This is a genomic window from Rossellomorea marisflavi (assembly GCF_022170785.1).
Taxonomy (GTDB): Bacteria; Bacillota; Bacilli; order Bacillales; family Bacillaceae_B; genus Rossellomorea; species Rossellomorea marisflavi_B.
In genome coordinates, this window is the sequence record NZ_CP081870.1 from 4021391 (window position 1) to 4039713 (window position 18323).

Consider the following 18323-nt stretch of genomic DNA (forward strand, 5'->3'; position numbering starts at 1 on the left):
TTTTTAGTATGCTGTATTGCTGATATGGTAATGGCTCAGATTGGACTGAATCATTGAATCGTCTCTTCACTGGACACGGCAGCCTGATGGAGCCTGTCCTCTAACTTATTAATTATAAGAACTATCCTGATAAAATGCAATGGAAGGACCGGGATTTCGGTGGGGATATGAGGAAAAAGCCCCTTAGACCGGAGTCTTGAGGGGCTTGCAGAATAGTAATTACATCCAGCCGAGGATCATTTCACGGATCAGCTTGCTCGCGGTGTTGGCCGTTTGTTCGGATGAATCATAGATTGGCGCGACTTCCACCAGATCTGCACCGACGACATTCACTTCAGAACGAGCGATTTCGTGGATGGACGCAAGAAGTTCTTTGGACGTGATGCCTCCAGCATCCACTGTACCCGTGCCGGGAGCATGGGCCGGGTCAAGGACATCGATGTCGATGGTGACATAGACCGGGCGTCCTGCGAGTGTCGGCAGGATTTCCTTAAGGGGCTCAAGGACTTCGAATTTCGAAATATGCATCCCATTTTCCTTCGCCCATTGGAATTCTTCTCTCATGCCAGAACGAATCCCGAAGGAGTACACATTTTCGGGTCCGATATGCTCTGCGATCTTACGGATCGGTGTCGAGTGGGAAAGGGGTTCTCCTTCATACTCTTCACGCAGATCGGTATGTGCATCCATGTGGATGATGGCAAGATCCGGATGCTTTTTCGCTACGGCTTTCATGACGGGCCACGATACAAGATGCTCTCCCCCCATTCCGAATGGTGTCTTCCCATCTGCCAGCAGACCGTCGATGTAGTCTTCGATCATATCAAGACTGCGCTGGGCGTTCCCGAATGGAAGGGGGATATCCCCTGCGTCGTAGTATTTTACTTCTTCCAGCTCACGATCCAGGTAGGCGCTGTATTCTTCAAGCCCGATGGACACCTCGCGGATACGGGTCGGGCCAAAGCGTGAACCCGGGCGGTAGCTGACGGTCCAGTCCATCGGCATGCCGTACAGGACGACTGAACTTTCTTCATATGAAGGGTGACTCTTAATAAATACATTGCCTGAATAGGCTTCATCAAAGCGCATGGTATACTTCCTCTCTTTAAGAAGGACGGACCCTGATTCGAAGGTCCGTCCTTTTCATTTGTTTTTTATTCTGTAAGGTCTTTCACGAATTTAGGCAGGACGAACGCTGCGTTGTGAAGCTCTTTCGTGTAGTACTTCGTTTCGATCTCGTGGAAACGCTCTGCCGGCACATCAGTCGGATCGTATTTTTTGGAACCGATCGTGAAGGCCCACAGGCCGCTTGGATAGGTCGGGATGTTCGCTGTGTAAAGACGTGTGATCGGGAAGATCTCTTTCACGTCTTTTTGTACTTGGCGGATCAGATCCGCTTTGAACCATGGGTTATCACACTGAGCGACGAAGATCCCGTCTTCTTTCAGTGCTTTGGAGATCCCAGCGTAGAAACCTTTTGTGAAGAGGTTCACGGCAGGTCCTACAGGTTCCGTTGAATCGACCATGATGACGTCGTATTCATTTTCACTTTTGGCAATATGCATGAATCCGTCACCGACTTGAACATCGACACGTTCGTTTTCAAGTTCCCCTGCAATCTCAGGAAGATACTTCTTGGAATACTCGATGACTTTCCCGTCGATATCAACCAATACGGCCTTTTTCACGCTTGGGTGCTTCAACACTTCACGGATTACACCGCCATCGCCTCCACCGACGACCAAGACGTTCTCGGGATTGGGATGGGTGAAAAGTGGTACGTGTGCCACCATTTCATGATAAACGAATTCGTCTTTCTGACTTGTCATGACCATACCGTCAAGGAAAAGCATGTTCCCCCATTCTTCCGTTTCGGCCATTTCAAGGTATTGGAAATCCGTTTGCTCCGTATGTAAGGTCTTCTTGATCTTCATCGTGATCCCGAAGTTATCCGTTTGTTTCTCTGTATACCAAAGTCCGCTCATTTGTTCTACTTCCTTTCCATGTATGATATGGCTGCAGTAAAGGTGTGCTGCAGCAGGCTCTATTGTTCAGTCCCTCGACCGGTTGTCTTCATTGTCCAACATTATCCTTCCCTTTCAGGATAAATACAAACATGAGAAAAAGTATAGTGGAAACTCGCAAAAATTCAAGTGAAATTTTCAGGAACCTTCCACACTCCACAAATAGGAAGTGAATATTCGGCAGATCATGTTTAAAACCCCTCAAATTATCTCATACTACTAAATATGAAGGGCAGGTCTGATAGATTCTGCGTACGAACGACAGAAAGAGGGGGAAGGAATGGAGACGATGGTCAAACAATTGGGTAAATCGAAAAAATATATCAGGCTGGCAGCCGCCACGTGCCTTGCCATAGTAGTACTCCTCCTATTATTGCTCCTTGCCGTACTCATTTACGCCAAAGTAAAAGGTCCACCCCCACTCGCCGTCCCTCAGGCCAGTCTCCTTTACGGAGAAGACGGGTCGGTGATCGGAGAAACGAATACGGGTGAGAAGCGATACTGGGTCGACCTTGATGACATATCTCCCTATCTGATTGAAGCGACGATCTCTGTCGAAGATAAACGTTTCTATAAGCACTATGGCTTCGATTTCAAACGGATGGGAGGTGCAGCCCTTGCCGATTTGAAGGCGATGAGCAAGGTACAGGGGGCAAGCACCATCTCTCAGCAATACGCCCGGAACCTCTTCCTCTCCCATGACAAAACATGGAAGAGGAAAATTTCGGAAGCGTTGTACACCCTGCGCATCGAGATGAATTACTCCAAGAAAGAAATCCTAGAAGGCTATCTGAATACCATTTATTACGGCCACGGAGCTTATGGAATCCAAGCAGCGAGCCAGTTCTACTTCGGAAAAGACGCGAAGGATCTCACCCTTGAAGAAGCGGCGGTTCTTGCCGGGGTTCCGAAGGCCCCAGTCTACTACTCACCGATCAGCCATCCAGACAACGCTGGGAAAAGACAGGCTCTCATCCTGGATTCCATGGCGGAAGATCGGCGCATCACGCAAGAAGAGGCCGACTCTGCCAAAAACAATAAGCTCGCCATTACGGGTACCCATCCGAATCAGACGGCGAATGTCGCACCCTATTTCCAGGATGTCGTCAAAAGCGTACTTCATTCAGAACTCGGGATCGATGAGCGTACCATCGAAATGGGTGGGCTGAAAGTCTATACGACCTTGAACCCCCATCACCAGAAAATTGCCGAGAAAGTCGTAGCTGAACAGATCCCGCAGGATTCCGACCTTCAGCTTGCATTCGTCTCGATGGATCCTTCTTCCGGGTACGTATCGGCCATGGTAGGGGGCAGGAATTATGAGCAGAGCCCTTTCAACCGTGCCGTCCAGGCCATCAGACAGCCCGGATCCACGATCAAGCCGCTCCTTTACTATGCAGCTCTGAAAGAAGGCTACACGCCGTCGACAAGGATGAAGAGCGAGCCCACCTCCTTCACATTCAATGACGGGGAGTCGACGTATGAACCCCATAATTATAATAATCAGTACCCGAACGGGGACATTACGCTGGCACAGGCCATCGCCCTTTCCGATAATATCTATGCGGTCAAGACCCATCTGTTCATCGGCCAGGACACGCTGCCGAAAACGGCCAAAGAACAGTTCGGGATCACGACGGATATCAAAAAGTATCCGTCCTCTGCCCTCGGAACATCCGGCGCCAGGGTCATCGATATGGTGAACGCCTATAATATGTTTGCCAACGGTGGATACAAAGTGAAGCCCGTCTTCATCACCAAGGTGGTGGACTACTCAGGGAAAACAATCTACGAGCATGCGTCCAAAAAGGAACCTGTCCTTGACCATGACCTTGCTTTCGTCATGACCCATATGCTGACGGGGATCTTTGATCCGAAGCTGAACGGCTATGCCAATGTGACCGGCACCCAGATCATTGGGGACGTCACCCGTCCCTATGCTGGGAAATCGGGCACAACGGACACGGATAACTGGATGATCGGGTTCACCCCTCAACTGACGGCAGGGGTATGGACGGGATTCGATAAAGGGGAGGAAGTCAACCTCGCCAACGATAAGTATTATGCTAAGAAAATTTGGGTGAACTTCATGGAACAGGCCCTGAAGGATGAACCGATCAAAAGCTTCAAACCGACGAAGAATGTGATCGGAGTGGCAGTGGATCCACAGAGCGGCAAGCTTGCCACCAAGGACTGTCCAGTCCAACGGTTCACTTATTTTGTGAAAGGAACAGAACCGACCGACTACTGCCAGACCCATCTCCGTGAAGGGAATCATGGCAGGGACCACCACTCACCATCCAAGAAGCGGAAGCCATGGCTTGATCGGTTCAGGGACTGGATCTTTTAGACACAAAAAAGAAAGACCCGGATCTGTGCGTGATCCGGGTCTTTCCGTGTCCTAGTTTATGTGCAAACTGTGCTTTCATTTTACTTTTATTCTCAACAAAGCACAAGATAGGAAAGTCGCACAAAGGAAATGTTCACAGTTTGTTCACAAACGCTTTCATTCGCTTAACAATGCGCTTTTCAGCTCATCTTTCGAACGATCCCACATTCCCTGATCATGATTCTTCAGGAATGCTGCAAGGGTCCCCTTGGACTTTTCATCCATCTGTTCGACGATGATATAGCGTTTGATCGACTTATCCATGTGGTTCACATGCTCCGGCATGGATTTATAGCCCCTTCTCTTTTCCCTGTTCACTACAAGTTCACAGGCTGTCACACCTGCATAATAGGGACCGTCTTCCATCCGGTCAATCGTCACCCAGATCAGCCAGTAATTTTTCCCGCCTGCCGAATCTTCCCTGTTATTCGTGAACTTGATACCTTTTTCAATAGGGCTCCGTGCGTGCATGGCACCGACTTCGATGGTGGCTTCTCCTGCTTCCACGTCGATCATGACGGGTGATACATTATCCAGACTGAGGGCGCCGACACCATATCCTCCATGCCCATCCGTTGGGTCATTTTTGATGATGTTGAATCCGATATTTTTCTTCTTCTCCATCCTGTCTCACTCCTCTATATTTCAATTATTTTTGACTACGAAAATAGTGAATAGATTGCCGTGAAAATGCTGTTGAATGTCTGATTCACTGCTGCGATTCCGTTGAAAAGCAACGGTCTGATCGTATAGTTCCCCAATGGGGTGATGACGAGTACGATGAAAATCAGTGCACCGTACTGCTCATACTGGCTCATCTTTGAACGTACATGGGGCGGTACCAGATCCTCGATCACCCTGTATCCGTCCAGCGGCGGAACCGGTATCAGATTGAAGACGAACAGCAGGACATTCAGGTACACCATCATCTGAAGAAGATTCACAATGAACGATGGGACCGTGAATCCGCTGACGCCAATGAAGAAAAAGAACAGGGCATACGCGATGAAGGCGACTAAAAAGTTGCTGAGCGGGCCGGCAAGGGACACTAGGATCCCGGCAAGCTTTGGATTTTTAAAACGCGAGCGCTGCACCGGTACCGGTCTTGCCCAACCGAAACCTGCTATCAGAAGCAGAAGCGTCCCGATCGGATCAAGATGCTGAGCCGGATTCAGTGTCAAGCGCCCTTGATCCTTCGCCGTGTTGTCGCCGAAGCGGTACGCCACATACGCGTGGGCAAACTCATGGACCGTGAACCCCACGACGAGGGAAATGATGACAAACGGCATCTCGTTCAGCCGAAAAATGGAAATGGCTTCAAAAAGCTGACGGAATGTTTCCAAGATATGTACTCCTTTATCTGTTTCATATATTTTCTTATTCCCCAGTATACAGGAAAAGTCCTGCATCCGTAGGCTGAATATGTCTTGCCTGTCCAAGCGTTACCCGATACAGTTAAGGTATAGGCAAAAGCCTATCACAGATTGTATCAAATTCAAAAGCAGGGAGCGAATGTAAATGCCTTATGTGACCGTGAAGATGCTGGAAGGACGCACTGATGATCAAAAGCGCGCACTCGTTGAGAAAGTGACGGAAGCCGTCAGCGAAACGACTGGAGCACCCGAAGAGAAAGTCGTCGTCTTTATCGAGGAAATGACCAAGAACCACTACGCGTCAGGCGGCAAGCGCCTAAGCGACCAATGATCCATGACGGCCCCATATTGCGGCCGTTTTTTCTTTGCCCAACATAAAAAAGGACCGCTTCAAGCGCAGTCCCCTCCATCCTAGTGAATGACCTTTTTCAAGCTTTCGATGTAGGCATAGGCCTCATCCACTTCTTCATTCGTATACTTTTGTTTGCTCTTCAAGGTGAAGACCTTTTCCGCCACTTCTTCTTTCGGAAGGGTATCAAAGTAAAGGACAGTCGATACGAGCTCAAGGAAACGGGCCGATTGACCGTTCATATCCGTTAAGCAATCCTCGAGGAACGGCATGTCCTTTTCATAGATCTTCAAAAAGTCCTCTCCTTCTTCTGTGACGGAGTAGCGGTATTGATAGTAGCCACCCTTCTTCTCCTTCACTTCCGAGATGAACCCCATATTGCATAATTCTTCCACCCTGAGAGTCAGTTCCTCTGAATAGGGACCATAGAAATGAAATTCAAAGCGCTCCTGAAACGGGAAGGCCAGCTTCTTCGCGATGAAGATCATCTTCTGAAGCTTTTTCCTCCCGATCACTTCGCCCGATGCCATGAAGGCGCTCATCAATTTTGCGTGTTCTTTCAACAATGTACGTCATCTCCTACTCCTAGTATTGCATGTCTAGCCACCGTGTCGTCATGTGAGTTCTAAGATGCTGCGAATCTGTCTTTTTATATTCTTCTTCGTGGATTCGTCATAGAGAAGATCCACTGGATAGTATAGTTTATGGTCTGTCCGGCGTTTCCCGGAGATGGAATCGACGATATCCGACTGCCTTGAAAGCTCCCTCAGCTCATCGTTCTTCATCAGAAGATGAATCGGAAGACGTTCCTCCTCTTCACCGGGACGATAAAAATCGTACGGCAGATCGGAGGAAGAATCGACAACAAGATAGTAGTCGGGATCGATGCCTGCTTTTTTGAAGAGTGCTTCGAGTTCACTATGCTTCTTATATTCCTTAGCCGGGTCGAATTCGACGTATTTGAACAGATTGCGATTCATGAACCGCTCGCACAGGTCGCGGAGGATCGGATCTTCTTCTTCCTGCCAAATCTGAAAATAGTACGTGATGACCCCTTCATCAAGCTTCAGGTAATCTTCAAGGGAAACATCCCCTTGAAACAGTGAATAAAAGTGTACCGGTTCCTGTTTGAAGGAGTAGGAATCCTCGTAAAGCTCCTTCGCCCTATGTAAGATCTTCGTCAGGATCACTTCCGCACTACGTGTGACCGGGTGGAAATAAACCTGCCAATACATTTGATAGCGGCTCATGATGTAGTCCTCGACGGCGTGCATCCCGCTCTGCTTGATGACGACCTGATCCTCACGCGGTCTCATGACCCGAAGGATCCGCTCCATATCGAAGTGACCGTAGCTGACCCCGGTGAAATAGGCGTCCCTCTGCAGATAATCCATGCGATCGGCGTCGATCTGGCTGGATATGAGGCTGACGACAAGCTTGTTCTTATAGGTTTTGGCAATGACTTCTGCTACATGTTTCGGGAAGTTCTTTGCCACTTTTCTCAGTACTTGGTTGACCTCGGTGTCCCCAAGGATGATCGCCTGGGTGAAATGCTCGTGATCCATATGGAAGACTTTTTCGAATGAGTGGGAGAACGGTCCATGCCCCAGGTCGTGCAGCAGGGCGGCACAAAGGGATAAGAGGCGCTCATCATCGCTCCATTCAGGTCTTCCTGCGAATACATCGTCGATGATCCGGCGGATGATTTCATAGACTCCAAGGGAATGGTTGAAACGGCTGTGTTCCGCACCGTGGAAGGTCAAGTAGGTAGTTCCCAGCTGACGGATCCTGCGAAGGCGTTGAAACTCTTTTGTTCCAATCAAATCCCAGATCACCCGGTCCTTTACATGAACGTATCGATGAACAGGGTCTTTAAATACTTTTTCTTCATGTAATTTCTGCTTGGCATACTCCATCTTTTACCCTCTTCCTAACTAGCATCTTTCTATTATAGCGGCTTTTTACCCACGATTCATCTCGAATTGTGTCGAAAAAAATAGGTAATTGTCTTCGAGGCTTTTCATTCCTGATGTTTTGGGGAATGAATTTTTTTTGTGATTCTGTTCCCTCTTGACAGGTGTGGAGAGCCGCTGGTTTTTGAATGGTTCTGCATTGTTCCTATATTTCCTTTTTTTGTTTGTGGCAAACCTGTTTGTTGGATTTATGGTGGTTCATAGTTATTCTGGATGGGACGCTTCATCCCCCTGCGGGAACGGTTTTCTTCGGGAGGGTGCCCAAGCCTCTTCGTGCCTGTGGGGTCTCGGTCTTCCCTCTTTTCCGGAGGAGTCCGGATCCCTTCGCTTCTTTTCACTCTTTGGTGACAATTTGATTCCCTTTTTACATTCATCGTTCCCGCCTGTATCAATTTAATTCTACTTCATTGTTATTCTGGATGGGACGCTTCATCCCGCTGCGGGAACGGCTTTCCTTGGGAGGGTGACCGAGCCTCTTCGTGCCTGTGGGGGCTCGGTCATCCCTTTTTTCCGAAGGAGTCCGGATCCCTTCGTTTCTTTTCACTCTTTGGTAGGACTCAGGATCTTTTTCTACACTTTCGGTTCACGATTCTTTTCAACTTCGTTATATTACAAAATGAACATGTCACTCTAGGTTATAAGTTTCATTCTTTCTCGCATTCTTTTACCTACATTAGCCGTCTGGGACTGTGTGCCTTCTGCTGTCTGTGATCAGTATGGAACACCAATATGCTCTTCTTTATAAACAATAAAACTTCCTTCTTGGCGAGGGAAGTTTTGGACTATTTGGGTCGGTGTACGGACTTTTCCACAAAGGGTTTGGGGGTCGGTGCAAGGCCTGAAATCCAGATAGCCCAGCCGTCTGGAATCGGCATTGATTTGTCTTTTTTAGACGGTTTTTCTACCTTTGACACAATACCGTTCCATACGATACTCTTTTCGGCTTTGTTTTGCAAGGGAGGTTCACCCAAGCAACGAAACTAGCAGACCAGAATTTTTTTAGCATATTCGTATAAAAATGCCCGGAGCTGTCAATGATGATATCAACGACATATTATTATATGGGGGTTGAGAGGAAATGACAGTTAAATCAAGACAAGATGCCTGGACCGAAGAAAATGATCTTTTATTGGCAGAAACCGTTCTTCGTCATGTGCGGGAGGGAAGCACTCAGCTTAATGCTTTCGAAGAAGTAGGAGATCAATTGAATCGTACGTCGGCAGCATGTGGATTCCGTTGGAACGCAGTTGTCCGCCATCAGTATGAGAAAGCTCTTCAACTAGCAAAAAAACAAAGAAAGCAACGTCACCGTATCCTGGGGAAAGATCAGGGTGGGAAGAAGAAGCTATTGTATCAGCCGCCTACACCTTCGTTCGATGATCTGGATGCTATGTCTCTATCAATGCCGGAGGATGATGTTCCCTTCTCCCTTGATGAGTTCACCCATAAGCCACAGGTAGAAGAAGCAGGACAGCCGGAACCGGTACATGAAGCAGTGCCTGTTGCCTCTAAAGGCGAGATGAGCATCGAGAAGGTCATTTCGTTCCTGCAGCAATACGCCCTTTCCAATTCTGATGTGTATAAGATCGAGAATCAACGTTTGAAGGGTGAAATCCATGAACTCAGGAAAGAAAATGAGGCATTGGCTAAAAAGGTGAATGAGCTGGAGAATAACACGGTGACCATGCAGGAAGATTATGAAACCCTCATGCAGATCATGAACCGGGCACGAAAGCTGGTCCTGTTCGATGAAGATGAGGCTGCAAAATCACCGCGCTTCAAAATGGATCGCAACGGCAATCTGGAAAAAGTGGCAGAAGGATGATAAAAGAGGGTGGCCCCGTCAATCGGGTCCACCCTCTTATTTCATTCCCAGTACCTTCGCATTCCTGTCCAAGACGCGCTCGTAGTACGCTTCATACATGGCGTATTCTTCTCCTTGGAGGGATGAATTGTAAAGCTGCCCGCTGAATGAGTGGAGAGACGTCAGGAACCTCATCATCACATCCTGGACCGTGAGCTCGACCCCCAACAGTTCTGCAAGACTCGCCATGACGCTTGGGTTGATATCAGGGAAGGTGAATTTCGATGGTTCACCCTGCAACCCCACCTCATAGAAGCGGCGGATGAGCTCTGCCCGTTCCGATCCGCTTCCATTGACGCAAAGGTAGATCTGGACCGCCACTCCCCCGCGGATCCTGCGCTGGGAGATGCCGGCGAACTTCCGGTCGTTGATACTCAAATCATAGCCGCCAGGGCAGTAGGAGCGGGTGATCTCCTTCGCTTCGATCTGCTCGCTAACTTCCGGGAACATCTCCTTGATGAGAAGCCACATGGCATCATACCCTCTGTTGATGTCGATTCCTTTCTCCGAATCTGGGAAGACGAGGGACAGGTTGAGTACCCCTTCATCCAGGACGACTGCCAGGCCACCTGAGTTCCGGACAATATAGTGGTACCCTGCATCTTCAAGCACTTCAAGGGCTTCATCCAGAAATGGAAGCTTCGTGTCCTGGATGCCGAGGACCACGGTCTGGTGGTGGACCCACGAACGGGCAGTGGGGTCGGAGTCTCCTGAGCCGGTAACTGTGCATAGCGTATCATCCATGGCGAACGACTGCAGGGCACCGAAGGTAGGTCCGAGGCTCGATTGATCAATCACCCTCCACCGGTCTTGGCGGAGGAGCTCATATACTTTATCTTTCTCCATCATGTTTCTCCTTCGTGTATCTTCGATTTGTCCATTATAGCATAGCCCCTATAAAGCAAAAAAGACCGGTTCCCACCGTGGGAACCGGTCTAAAACTCTTACAGTGCTTGAGCTGCCGTGATGAGGGCAAGCTTGTACACGTCTTCTTCGTTACAACCGCGTGAAAGGTCGTTCACCGGTGCGTTCAATCCTTGAAGGATCGGCCCGACTGCTTCAAAGTTACCAAGGCGTTGAGCGATTTTGTATCCGATATTCCCTGCTTCAAGGCTTGGGAATACGAAGACGTTGGCATTTCCTTGGATATCGGCACCTGGAGCCTTTTTCTCAGCAACAGAAGGAACAAATGCTGCATCGAATTGGAATTCTCCATCCACTGTGATGGAAGGTGCTTTTTCTTTTGCGATGGTTACGGCTTCAACCACTTTTTCTGTTTCAGGTGATTTAGCAGATCCTTTTGTCGAGAAGCTCAACATAGCAACACGAGGATCGATATCGAACATTTCCGCTGTTTTTGCACTTTCGATGGCAATCTCAGCAAGGTCTTGGCTGTCAGGGGAAATATTGATTGCGCAATCTGCAAATACATATTTCTCTTCTTCACGTACCATGATGAAGACGCCGGACGTTTTGCGCACGCCTTCTTTTGTTTTGATGATCTGAAGGGCAGGGCGCACAGTGTCTGCTGTTGAATGAGCCGCTCCGCTTACAAGACCGTGAGCTTGTCCAGTGTATACAAGCATGGTTCCGAAGTAGTTTTCATCAAGAAGGATCTTTTTCGCGTCCTCTTCTGTTGCTTTGCCTTTGCGGCGTTCCACGAAAGATTTCACCAAATCGTCCATGCCTGCAAATGTTGAAGGATCAATGATTTCGCAACCTTCAAGCTTCACGTTCTGTTCATGTGCTTTCGCTTCGACCTGCTCTTTGTTTCCGATTACGATCGGCGTCAGTATGCCGTCTGCAGCAAGGCGGGAAGCGGCAGTAAGGATGCGCTCATCAGTACCTTCAGGGAAAACGATCTTCAACTCTTTACCTTTTACTTTATCTGTCAATGTCGCAAATAAATTACTCAATAGAGGAACCTCCTTGATTTATACATATCCAATCTTAGAATACTCTTCTCATAGAGGAATTCAAGGGAAAGTCGATTTGGTATCGCTTCCACTATAAAATTCTTTGTTTTCAAAAAACGGTACGCTATTTCTTTACCCGGGAATCTCTATGAATACTCATATAGTCTGTTCCCGCGTGTTTCCCTTTATCCCTGATTGTGCCATTTTTACGACATTCAAGTATGGGTATGCGCTTTCATTGGTGAAACTATGATATAGTAATGGATGGATATTGATTAAAGGAGTGATCAAGTTGGCAGAACCGGCACAAACACTGGATGGTTGGTATTCCCTTCATGATTTCCGGGCGATTGATTGGACGACATGGAAGATGCTCTCCAGCGAAGATCGTACAGAAGCCATTGCGGAATTCCAACGCTTTTTAGATAAGTTGAATAGCACACAGGATGCGAAGGAAGGCAGCCACGCCCTCTATTCGATCGTCGGACAGAAAGCTGATTTCATGCTGATGATCCTGCGTCCTACCATGGAAGAACTGAACGAGCTTGAGAACGAGTTCAACAAGCTGAAGATTGCTGAATTTACCGTTCCGACCTTCTCATATGTCTCAGTAGTCGAATTGGGTAACTACATGCCTTCAGAAGGCGATCCATATGATAACCCATATGTGAAAGAGCGTCTTTATCCAATCCTACCTAAAGCGAATCACGTTTGCTTCTATCCGATGGACAAGCGTCGCCAAGGAAACGATAACTGGTATATGCTTCCGATGGAAGACCGTCGCGATATGATGAGAAGTCACGGGATGATCGGCCGTCAATATGCCGGCAAAGTGAAACAGATCATCACAGGCTCTGTCGGTTTCGACGACTACGAGTGGGGAGTCACACTATTTGCAGATGATGTCCTTCAATTCAAAAAGCTTGTATACGAAATGCGCTTTGATGAAGTCAGCGCACGGTACGGGGAATTCGGTGCTTTCTATGTAGGGAACCTCCTGCCTGAAGAAAAAATCGAAACGTTCCTGCATGTAAACTAAATCAAACGCGTCCTGGAACCCAGGACGCGTTTTTTCATATGTAAGAAGCTCCCTCCTCCGATAAAAAAGGATTTTCATGAATAATCTCCTTTCTCCCCTCATAGAGTGAATTAGTGAGACAGTCAGGTACCGTAAGCTCCAAAACGGTCCGCAGAGTATAGGAATCAAGATGCTGATTGATGGGCATCTGGAGAATAAAGGGAGGTCAACGCGTTGTCTAATTATCCTAACTATGGGCAAGGACAAGGATACAACCAGTATAATCCGTATAGTCAGTATGGAGGCCAGCAGAGTCAAGGACAGAACTTCAATATGCCGCAAGCAGGGGGAAATTACATCCCTTCCCCGACAAATGCTCCGGCACCATCCTCACAGAATGTTCCCGGCATGCTTCCGATGGAAGAATCGTACATCGAGAACATCCTCCGATTGAACAAAGGAAAAGTTGCCACGGTCTATACCACATTTGAGAATAATAAAGAATGGAATGCGAAAGTCTTCAAAGGAATCATTGAGGCTGCGGGGAGGGATCATCTCATACTCACCGATCCCCAGACCGGCATGCGCTACCTTATCCCGATGATCTATTTGGATTACATCACGTTTGATGAAGAAATCGAGTATGAATATCCATATGCTCAAGGGTATACACCTCGAAGATAATGAAAAAGCCGTCATCCTCAGAGGGATGGCGGCTTTCCGTTTTACAGATTTTTCGCGGCAAAAATGATCAGGAGCACCCACGCTGCAAGGAAGCTGACTCCTCCAAGTGGAGTGATGGCTCCGAGCACCTTGATTCCTGATAGACTCAAAACATACAGGCTTCCTGAGAACAGAATCGTTCCGATCAACATCAACCAACCCGACCATGATAAGAGTGAGCTTGGTGCAAGGTTCCCAAGCATGACCCCAATGATCAAGATTCCGATGGCATGGAACATCTGATATTGAACACCTGTATTCCAGGTCTCAATATATTTAGCGGAAATCTTTCCTTCAAGTGCATGGGCACCGAACGCACCAAGTGCCACCGATAAGAAAGCATTGATCGCTCCGATGATGATGAATGTCTTCATTGCTCTTCGTCCTTTCTTCCATTGATGCTTTTATTAGAAATCAAAAAGGGATGAACCATTTGCGCCATCATCCGTTTCCAGCGGCTCTTCCTTCTGGATGGTAACCGGCTTGGATATCGGCTCCGGCTGCGGGACATATTGAACGGCTGACTGCTGGAAGACCGCAGATGTTTCTCCTGACTGCTCTTCAAGGAGCAACTCGCACATCGCCTTGATGGAATAGATGTGTTCCCGAATCTGGCTGGCCTTTTCTGCATTCTTTGCCTTCCCGATCTCCATCTCCATTTTCTTGATTAAAGACTGATGAGGGATATTCATGTTGTCGTACTCCTTTCAACATCCTCATGAATTCGTTTACCTACTCCATAATCCTAATTGTTCGTGATGAAATTAGCAACTCGTCTGCCCCTTCCTTTTATCAACGAATTTTAAACATGGATGTCCTGAGGATTGGCGGACGACAGCCGAGGGCATCAACTTCGTTTTGAAGCCGTATCCCCTGCAGCCACGCGGATGCGCCGGTTCCCAAGTTGTATAGAAATAGACGCATTGAAAACAGTTCACTTGAGTCGCCTTTGACTTCATTCCTCCACTTCCCTTTCTCAATGTTCACAGAATTGTAAGGAACCCACTCCTCACAGGATGTTCCACGTGAAACACGCTATTCAATACACCAATCGATTTCAGGGATATTGTGCTTTTTCAAGAACTGATTGGTCTTAGAGTAAGGTTTGCTTCCAAAGAACCCTCGATGTGCTGACAGCGGACTCGGATGAGGAGATTTAATGGTGAAATGGACGGATTGATCAATCAGCTTTTCTTTTGATTGAGCAGGTTTCCCCCACAAGATGAATACGACGGGCTTTTCACGTTCATTCAACGTTTTGATCACATGATCCGTCAGACGCTCCCATCCTTTGTTCCGATGAGAGTGCGCTTCCCCGTCCCTCACCGTCAATACCGTATTCAAGAGGAGGACGCCCTCTTTTGCCCATTTCACCAACGAGCCATGTTCCGGCACAGGACAGCCGATGTCGCTTTCAAGTTCCTTGTACATATTCCGAAGGGACGGGGGAATCTTGACCCCTTTCTTCACAGAAAAGCTCATGCCCTCTGCTTGATTCGGTCCATGATAAGGATCCTGCCCCAGCAGGACTACCTTGACGTCGTCATATGAAGTGTAGTGGAAGGCATTGAAGATATCGAACATGGGCGGGTAGACCGTATGCTCGTCATATTCTTTCTTGAGCCACTCCCTAAGGGATTGGTAATAGTCCTTCTTCAACTCATCATCTAACAAATCGGCCCAGTCATTTTGAAAAATCATGACAGACTCCTTTCCACTCTCTCAATTTGGTTATCTGCTCTTCTACTATAGCTTTATGGCAGAACACCTGTAAATCCACTACTCCCTGCCAGTGGGGTTCATTTCTACGGACTGCCCCCCTGACGTTTAACTCTATGTACAGCGGGAACAGTACACATAAGAAATCACAACTTTTTATTGGAGGGTATTCATTCATGTACAAAGTACACACGGTAGAAAACGTAGTCGAAGCTAAAAGAGAAATTGAAATGCTGACCGGCCAAGGGTATACAAAGGACGATATCTTCATATTTGCACATGATAAGAATCGTTCCCAGCATATCACCGATGGGACGGATACTGAATCGGTAGGACTTAAAGAACAAGGCGTATTCGACGCCATCGGGAACCTGTTCCAAAAACGCGGAGACGAGCTGCGCTCCAAGATGAAAGCAGTCGGACTCAATCAGGCAGAAGCTGATACGTATGAGGAAGAACTTGACAAGGGGAAATTAGTCATTGTCGCTTCCAAACACGGAGTCGATCATAACCAAGGCGTCCTCTAAACCAGGAGACGAAGAAGACACCGGCCACCGGTGTCTTCTTTCGTATGTAATGAAAATGTACAATTTGATATTCCCTATGTGATAGTATATTCTTTAGTCAGACTTTTACATTTACACCCGCACTAATTAGGAGGAATACTACGATGACATTGAAAAAAACACTAACCATTGCTGGTTCTGATACAAGTGGGGGCGCAGGCATCCAGGCGGACCTGAAGACCTTCCAGGAGCACGGCGTTTACGGCATGACCGCCCTTACCACTGTCGTCACGATGGATCCTGCCGATCACTGGCACCACAACGTACATCCCCTTCCGGTAAGCACTTTGGAAGCTCAGCTTGAGACCGTCCTTTCTGTCGGCATCGATGCAATGAAAACCGGGATGCTCGGTACAGTGGAAGTCATCGAGCTTGCGGCAAAAAAAATCGATCAGTACGGCTTGAATAAAGTTGTCATTGATCCGGTGATGGTCTGTAAAGGCGAAGATGAAGTTCTTCACCCCGAAACAACCGACGCTATGAGAGAGCATCTCCTTCAGCGCGCCACGGTAGTGACTCCCAATCTTTTCGAAGCTGGACAGCTTGCTCAGACCGGTCCAATCAAAACCATCGAAGGCATGAAAGAAGCCGCAAAGAAAATTCATGACCTCGGAGCGAAGAACGTAGTCATCAAAGGCGGAAAGCAGCTCGAGCACACAAAAGCCCTTGATCTCTTCTATGATGGAACGGACTTCACCATCCTAGAAGAAGATAAAGTGGATACCACATACAACCACGGAGCAGGCTGCACATTCGCGGCTGCCATCACGGCGAATCTTGCCAATGGCCAGGATGTAAAAGAAGCTGTGACAAATGCAAAATCATTCGTAACAGCTGCCATTAAGCACGGATTTAAGTTGAACGAGTATGTAGGGCCTGTCATGCATGGCGCTTACAATCGATTTGAAAAATAAGAATCTCCCAAGGGACCGTTTTGAAGCTGTGAGCAGCATCAAGACGGTCTCTTTTTTGTTCCATTAGCCCTTCATACGGATGCAGACGATTCTGGATGGGAATACTAGACTCCGCATATGCGGATTATCAAACAGAGTTTTCGCTTTCGGCCACTAAATTTAGTAAGATAGTACATAATGGTTTTTTCATTATGAGGAGGATATGATATGAAGCCTATTCAATTAGCGGATGTGCAAGGATTGATCAATCAGTTTGCACGTCAAGATATATATATACATCTAGAGACGACGAACGGTGCCTATGCATCCCACTTCAATGAGAATTTCTTCTCAGCAGGTGCCTACATCCGTAACGCCAAGGTCAATTACGAACATGGAAAAATCGTCGGTGACGGTCCTTTCCGTGTCGGGTTGAAGCTGGAGATCGGCTGGATCTACGCCGAAGGCTTGACCCATTATGAACAAGATGAGGAAGGCAGGCTACTGATGGCCGGACACGGAGCCGATGGAAAACTGGCCGTGGCCCTCGAGATCAGCCCTACCCCATTCAAGTAGAACGATTTTTCGATAAAGGAGATTTCAAAATGGAAAAAGAAAGACAATTACTCGTAATCTTTCCCCATCCCGACGATGAAGCGTTCGGTGTATCCGGAACGATTTCATCTCATGTCAATAACGGAACCCCTGTCACATATGCATGCCTGACCCTTGGTGAAATGGGCCGTAATTTGGGTAACCCACCATTTGCTACACGCGAGTCCCTTCCTCTCATCCGTAAGAAGGAACTTCAAAAAGCGGCAGAAGTCATGGGAATTCAAGACCTTCGCATGATGGGCTACCGTGATAAGACGGTCGAATTCGAAAATGATGAAAAGCTAGCAAATATGGTGACGGAACTGATCGAAGAGCTCGACCCTTCCCTGATCATCACATTCTACCCTGGCTATTCCGTCCATCCAGACCACGAGGCAACCGCCCGCGCTGTCATCAGGGCAGTACGCCGTTTGCCAAAAGCTTCCCGTCCGAAGCTTCACTGCCTGGCTTTCTCGAACGGATGCGAAAAGGAACTCGGCCAACCCGATATCACAGTCGATATTTCTGCTGTGAAGGAGCAAAAGCTCAACACGATGAGAGCCCATATCTCCCAAACCGCCTGGATGCTGAAAGATTTGGACAAAGGCATCGAGCAAAATGATCCTGAGGCCCTTCGCTGGGTAACCAACGAGCGATTCTGGAGCTATCAGTGGGAAAAAGACTCCGTTGAATAACCTTATTACGTAATAATACACAACCCCCAAGTCCGGGATTTCAGCGGGCTTGGGGGTTGTGTGCGTTCTTTTTGATGAGAGATTCCTTGAGATGGAGACCGTTCCTTTTTGAGTTAAGTACCTTCTGCTTTGTCAGTAAAACTGGATTTATCCTTGTGTATAAGGGGCGTTCCTTTCCGCTGCAGGTGCTTGCTTTCCTGCGGGGAGGGCGTCGAGCCTCCTCGTGC

The 18323-nt window shown here is 47.9% G+C and carries 20 protein-coding genes; 9 read left to right on the plus strand and 11 right to left on the minus strand.

The window, feature by feature from the left end; translation table 11 throughout:
- Window positions 1-219 precede the first annotated feature (219 nt).
- Both speB and speE read right to left on the minus strand, forming a co-directional pair.
- Entirely contained in the window at window positions 220-1089 is an 870-nt protein-coding gene (speB, locus tag K6T23_RS20725) for an agmatinase (RefSeq protein ID WP_056539273.1), read from the minus strand.
- A 65-nt stretch (window positions 1090-1154) separates the two neighbouring features.
- Window positions 1155-1985, minus strand: a complete 831-nt coding sequence (gene speE / locus K6T23_RS20730) for a spermidine synthase (RefSeq protein ID WP_056539276.1) — start codon at window positions 1983-1985, stop codon at window positions 1155-1157.
- Between the two features lie 319 nt (window positions 1986-2304).
- Between speE and K6T23_RS20735 the strand changes: the two genes are divergently transcribed.
- Complete coding sequence (locus K6T23_RS20735) at window positions 2305-4374, plus strand: transglycosylase domain-containing protein (protein WP_238283200.1); 2070 nt, start codon at window positions 2305-2307, stop codon at window positions 4372-4374.
- Between the two features lie 156 nt (window positions 4375-4530).
- Here K6T23_RS20735 and K6T23_RS20740 read toward each other — a convergent pair whose 3' ends face one another.
- Both K6T23_RS20740 and K6T23_RS20745 read right to left on the minus strand, forming a co-directional pair.
- Window positions 4531-5037: a YwhD family protein gene (locus K6T23_RS20740; protein WP_053429683.1), complete on the minus strand. Its 507-nt coding sequence runs from the start codon at window positions 5035-5037 to the stop codon at window positions 4531-4533.
- A 35-nt stretch (window positions 5038-5072) separates the two neighbouring features.
- On the minus strand, window positions 5073-5702 hold the full coding sequence (locus tag K6T23_RS20745) for a site-2 protease family protein (RefSeq protein ID WP_056539972.1): 630 nt from the start codon (window positions 5700-5702) through the stop codon (window positions 5073-5075).
- A 229-nt stretch (window positions 5703-5931) separates the two neighbouring features.
- On the opposite strand from K6T23_RS20745, the gene K6T23_RS20750 reads away from it, so the two are divergent.
- The gene (locus K6T23_RS20750) at window positions 5932-6117 is read left to right on the plus strand and encodes a 2-hydroxymuconate tautomerase (protein WP_056539285.1); all 186 of its coding nucleotides are present in this window, start codon (window positions 5932-5934) and stop codon (window positions 6115-6117) included.
- Window positions 6118-6197: 80 nt separating this feature from the next.
- On the opposite strand, the gene K6T23_RS20755 is transcribed toward K6T23_RS20750, so the two are convergent.
- Window positions 6198-6701 (minus strand): YwgA family protein, encoded by a 504-nt coding sequence (locus tag K6T23_RS20755; protein WP_056539288.1) that lies wholly within the window; start codon window positions 6699-6701, stop codon window positions 6198-6200.
- Window positions 6702-6749: 48 nt separating this feature from the next.
- A complete protein-coding gene (locus tag K6T23_RS20760; RefSeq protein ID WP_056539291.1) occupies window positions 6750-8051 on the minus strand; it encodes an HD domain-containing protein in 1302 nt (433 codons plus the stop codon).
- Window positions 8052-9186: 1135 nt separating this feature from the next.
- On the opposite strand from K6T23_RS20760, the gene K6T23_RS20765 reads away from it, so the two are divergent.
- A complete protein-coding gene (locus K6T23_RS20765) occupies window positions 9187-9933 on the plus strand; it encodes an RsfA family transcriptional regulator (protein WP_238283201.1) in 747 nt (248 codons plus the stop codon).
- A gap of 36 nt (window positions 9934-9969) precedes the next feature.
- Here the strand turns inward: K6T23_RS20765 and lipL are convergent, their stop codons facing one another.
- Together lipL and pta are read right to left on the minus strand one after the other, a co-directional pair.
- Window positions 9970-10821, minus strand: a complete 852-nt coding sequence (gene lipL / locus K6T23_RS20770) for an octanoyl-[GcvH]:protein N-octanoyltransferase (RefSeq protein ID WP_420493484.1) — start codon at window positions 10819-10821, stop codon at window positions 9970-9972.
- 95 nt (window positions 10822-10916) lie between these two features.
- Window positions 10917-11888 (minus strand): phosphate acetyltransferase, encoded by a 972-nt coding sequence (gene pta / locus K6T23_RS20775; protein WP_053429688.1) that lies wholly within the window; start codon window positions 11886-11888, stop codon window positions 10917-10919.
- A 292-nt stretch (window positions 11889-12180) separates the two neighbouring features.
- On the opposite strand from pta, the gene hemQ reads away from it, so the two are divergent.
- Together hemQ and gerQ are read left to right on the plus strand one after the other, a co-directional pair.
- Window positions 12181-12927: a hydrogen peroxide-dependent heme synthase gene (hemQ, locus tag K6T23_RS20780; RefSeq protein ID WP_159643675.1), complete on the plus strand. Its 747-nt coding sequence runs from the start codon at window positions 12181-12183 to the stop codon at window positions 12925-12927.
- Window positions 12928-13140: 213 nt separating this feature from the next.
- Window positions 13141-13590, plus strand: a complete 450-nt coding sequence (gene gerQ / locus K6T23_RS20785; RefSeq protein WP_235563670.1) for a spore coat protein GerQ — start codon at window positions 13141-13143, stop codon at window positions 13588-13590.
- Between the two features lie 41 nt (window positions 13591-13631).
- Here gerQ and K6T23_RS20790 read toward each other — a convergent pair whose 3' ends face one another.
- The 3 genes from K6T23_RS20790 to K6T23_RS20805 form a co-directional block, all read right to left on the minus strand.
- A complete protein-coding gene (locus K6T23_RS20790) occupies window positions 13632-14003 on the minus strand; it encodes a DUF423 domain-containing protein (RefSeq protein ID WP_053429690.1) in 372 nt (123 codons plus the stop codon).
- Window positions 14004-14036: 33 nt separating this feature from the next.
- On the minus strand, window positions 14037-14321 hold the full coding sequence (locus K6T23_RS20795) for a YwdI family protein (protein ID WP_056539302.1): 285 nt from the start codon (window positions 14319-14321) through the stop codon (window positions 14037-14039).
- A 343-nt stretch (window positions 14322-14664) separates the two neighbouring features.
- Entirely contained in the window at window positions 14665-15330 is a 666-nt protein-coding gene (locus K6T23_RS20805; RefSeq protein ID WP_238283203.1) for a uracil-DNA glycosylase, read from the minus strand.
- A 194-nt stretch (window positions 15331-15524) separates the two neighbouring features.
- On the opposite strand from K6T23_RS20805, the gene K6T23_RS20810 reads away from it, so the two are divergent.
- The 4 genes from K6T23_RS20810 (at window position 15525) to bshB2 (ending at window position 18096) form a co-directional block, all read left to right on the plus strand.
- Window positions 15525-15875 carry a YflT domain-containing protein gene (locus K6T23_RS20810; protein WP_056539308.1) on the plus strand — a complete coding sequence of 117 codons (351 nt, stop codon included), beginning with the start codon at window positions 15525-15527 and terminating at the stop codon, window positions 15873-15875.
- Window positions 15876-16018: 143 nt separating this feature from the next.
- Window positions 16019-16828 carry a pyridoxine/pyridoxal/pyridoxamine kinase gene (gene pdxK, locus K6T23_RS20815; RefSeq protein ID WP_056539310.1) on the plus strand — a complete coding sequence of 270 codons (810 nt, stop codon included), beginning with the start codon at window positions 16019-16021 and terminating at the stop codon, window positions 16826-16828.
- Window positions 16829-17035: 207 nt separating this feature from the next.
- Window positions 17036-17383 (plus strand): YojF family protein, encoded by a 348-nt coding sequence (locus K6T23_RS20820; protein ID WP_056539315.1) that lies wholly within the window; start codon window positions 17036-17038, stop codon window positions 17381-17383.
- Between the two features lie 29 nt (window positions 17384-17412).
- Window positions 17413-18096, plus strand: coding sequence for a bacillithiol biosynthesis deacetylase BshB2 (bshB2, locus tag K6T23_RS20825; RefSeq protein ID WP_048004794.1), 684 nt, complete (start codon window positions 17413-17415; stop codon window positions 18094-18096).
- Window positions 18097-18323 lie beyond the last annotated feature (227 nt).

Bases quoted from the DNA above. Each gene is read 5' to 3' on its own strand.
- speB (WP_056539273.1), bottom strand. From the start codon at position 1,089: ATGCGCTTTGATGAAGCCTATTCAGGCAATGTATTTATTAAGAGTCAC.
- speE (WP_056539276.1), bottom strand. From the start codon at position 1,985: ATGAGCGGACTTTGGTATACAGAGAAACAAACGGATAACTTCGGGATC.
- K6T23_RS20735 (WP_238283200.1), top strand. From the start codon at position 2,305: ATGGAGACGATGGTCAAACAATTGGGTAAATCGAAAAAATATATCAGG.
- K6T23_RS20740 (WP_053429683.1), bottom strand. From the start codon at position 5,037: ATGGAGAAGAAGAAAAATATCGGATTCAACATCATCAAAAATGACCCA.
- K6T23_RS20745 (WP_056539972.1), bottom strand. From the start codon at position 5,702: ATGCCGTTTGTCATCATTTCCCTCGTCGTGGGGTTCACGGTCCATGAG.
- K6T23_RS20750 (WP_056539285.1), top strand. From the start codon at position 5,932: ATGCCTTATGTGACCGTGAAGATGCTGGAAGGACGCACTGATGATCAA.
- K6T23_RS20760 (WP_056539291.1), bottom strand. From the start codon at position 8,051: ATGGAGTATGCCAAGCAGAAATTACATGAAGAAAAAGTATTTAAAGAC.
- K6T23_RS20765 (WP_238283201.1), top strand. From the start codon at position 9,187: ATGACAGTTAAATCAAGACAAGATGCCTGGACCGAAGAAAATGATCTT.
- lipL (WP_420493484.1), bottom strand. From the start codon at position 10,821: ATGATGGAGAAAGATAAAGTATATGAGCTCCTCCGCCAAGACCGGTGG.
- K6T23_RS20790 (WP_053429690.1), bottom strand. From the start codon at position 14,003: ATGAAGACATTCATCATCATCGGAGCGATCAATGCTTTCTTATCGGTG.
- K6T23_RS20795 (WP_056539302.1), bottom strand. From the start codon at position 14,321: ATGAATATCCCTCATCAGTCTTTAATCAAGAAAATGGAGATGGAGATC.
- K6T23_RS20805 (WP_238283203.1), bottom strand. From the start codon at position 15,330: ATGATTTTTCAAAATGACTGGGCCGATTTGTTAGATGATGAGTTGAAG.
- K6T23_RS20810 (WP_056539308.1), top strand. From the start codon at position 15,525: ATGTACAAAGTACACACGGTAGAAAACGTAGTCGAAGCTAAAAGAGAA.
- pdxK (WP_056539310.1), top strand. From the start codon at position 16,019: ATGACATTGAAAAAAACACTAACCATTGCTGGTTCTGATACAAGTGGG.
- K6T23_RS20820 (WP_056539315.1), top strand. From the start codon at position 17,036: ATGAAGCCTATTCAATTAGCGGATGTGCAAGGATTGATCAATCAGTTT.
- bshB2 (WP_048004794.1), top strand. From the start codon at position 17,413: ATGGAAAAAGAAAGACAATTACTCGTAATCTTTCCCCATCCCGACGAT.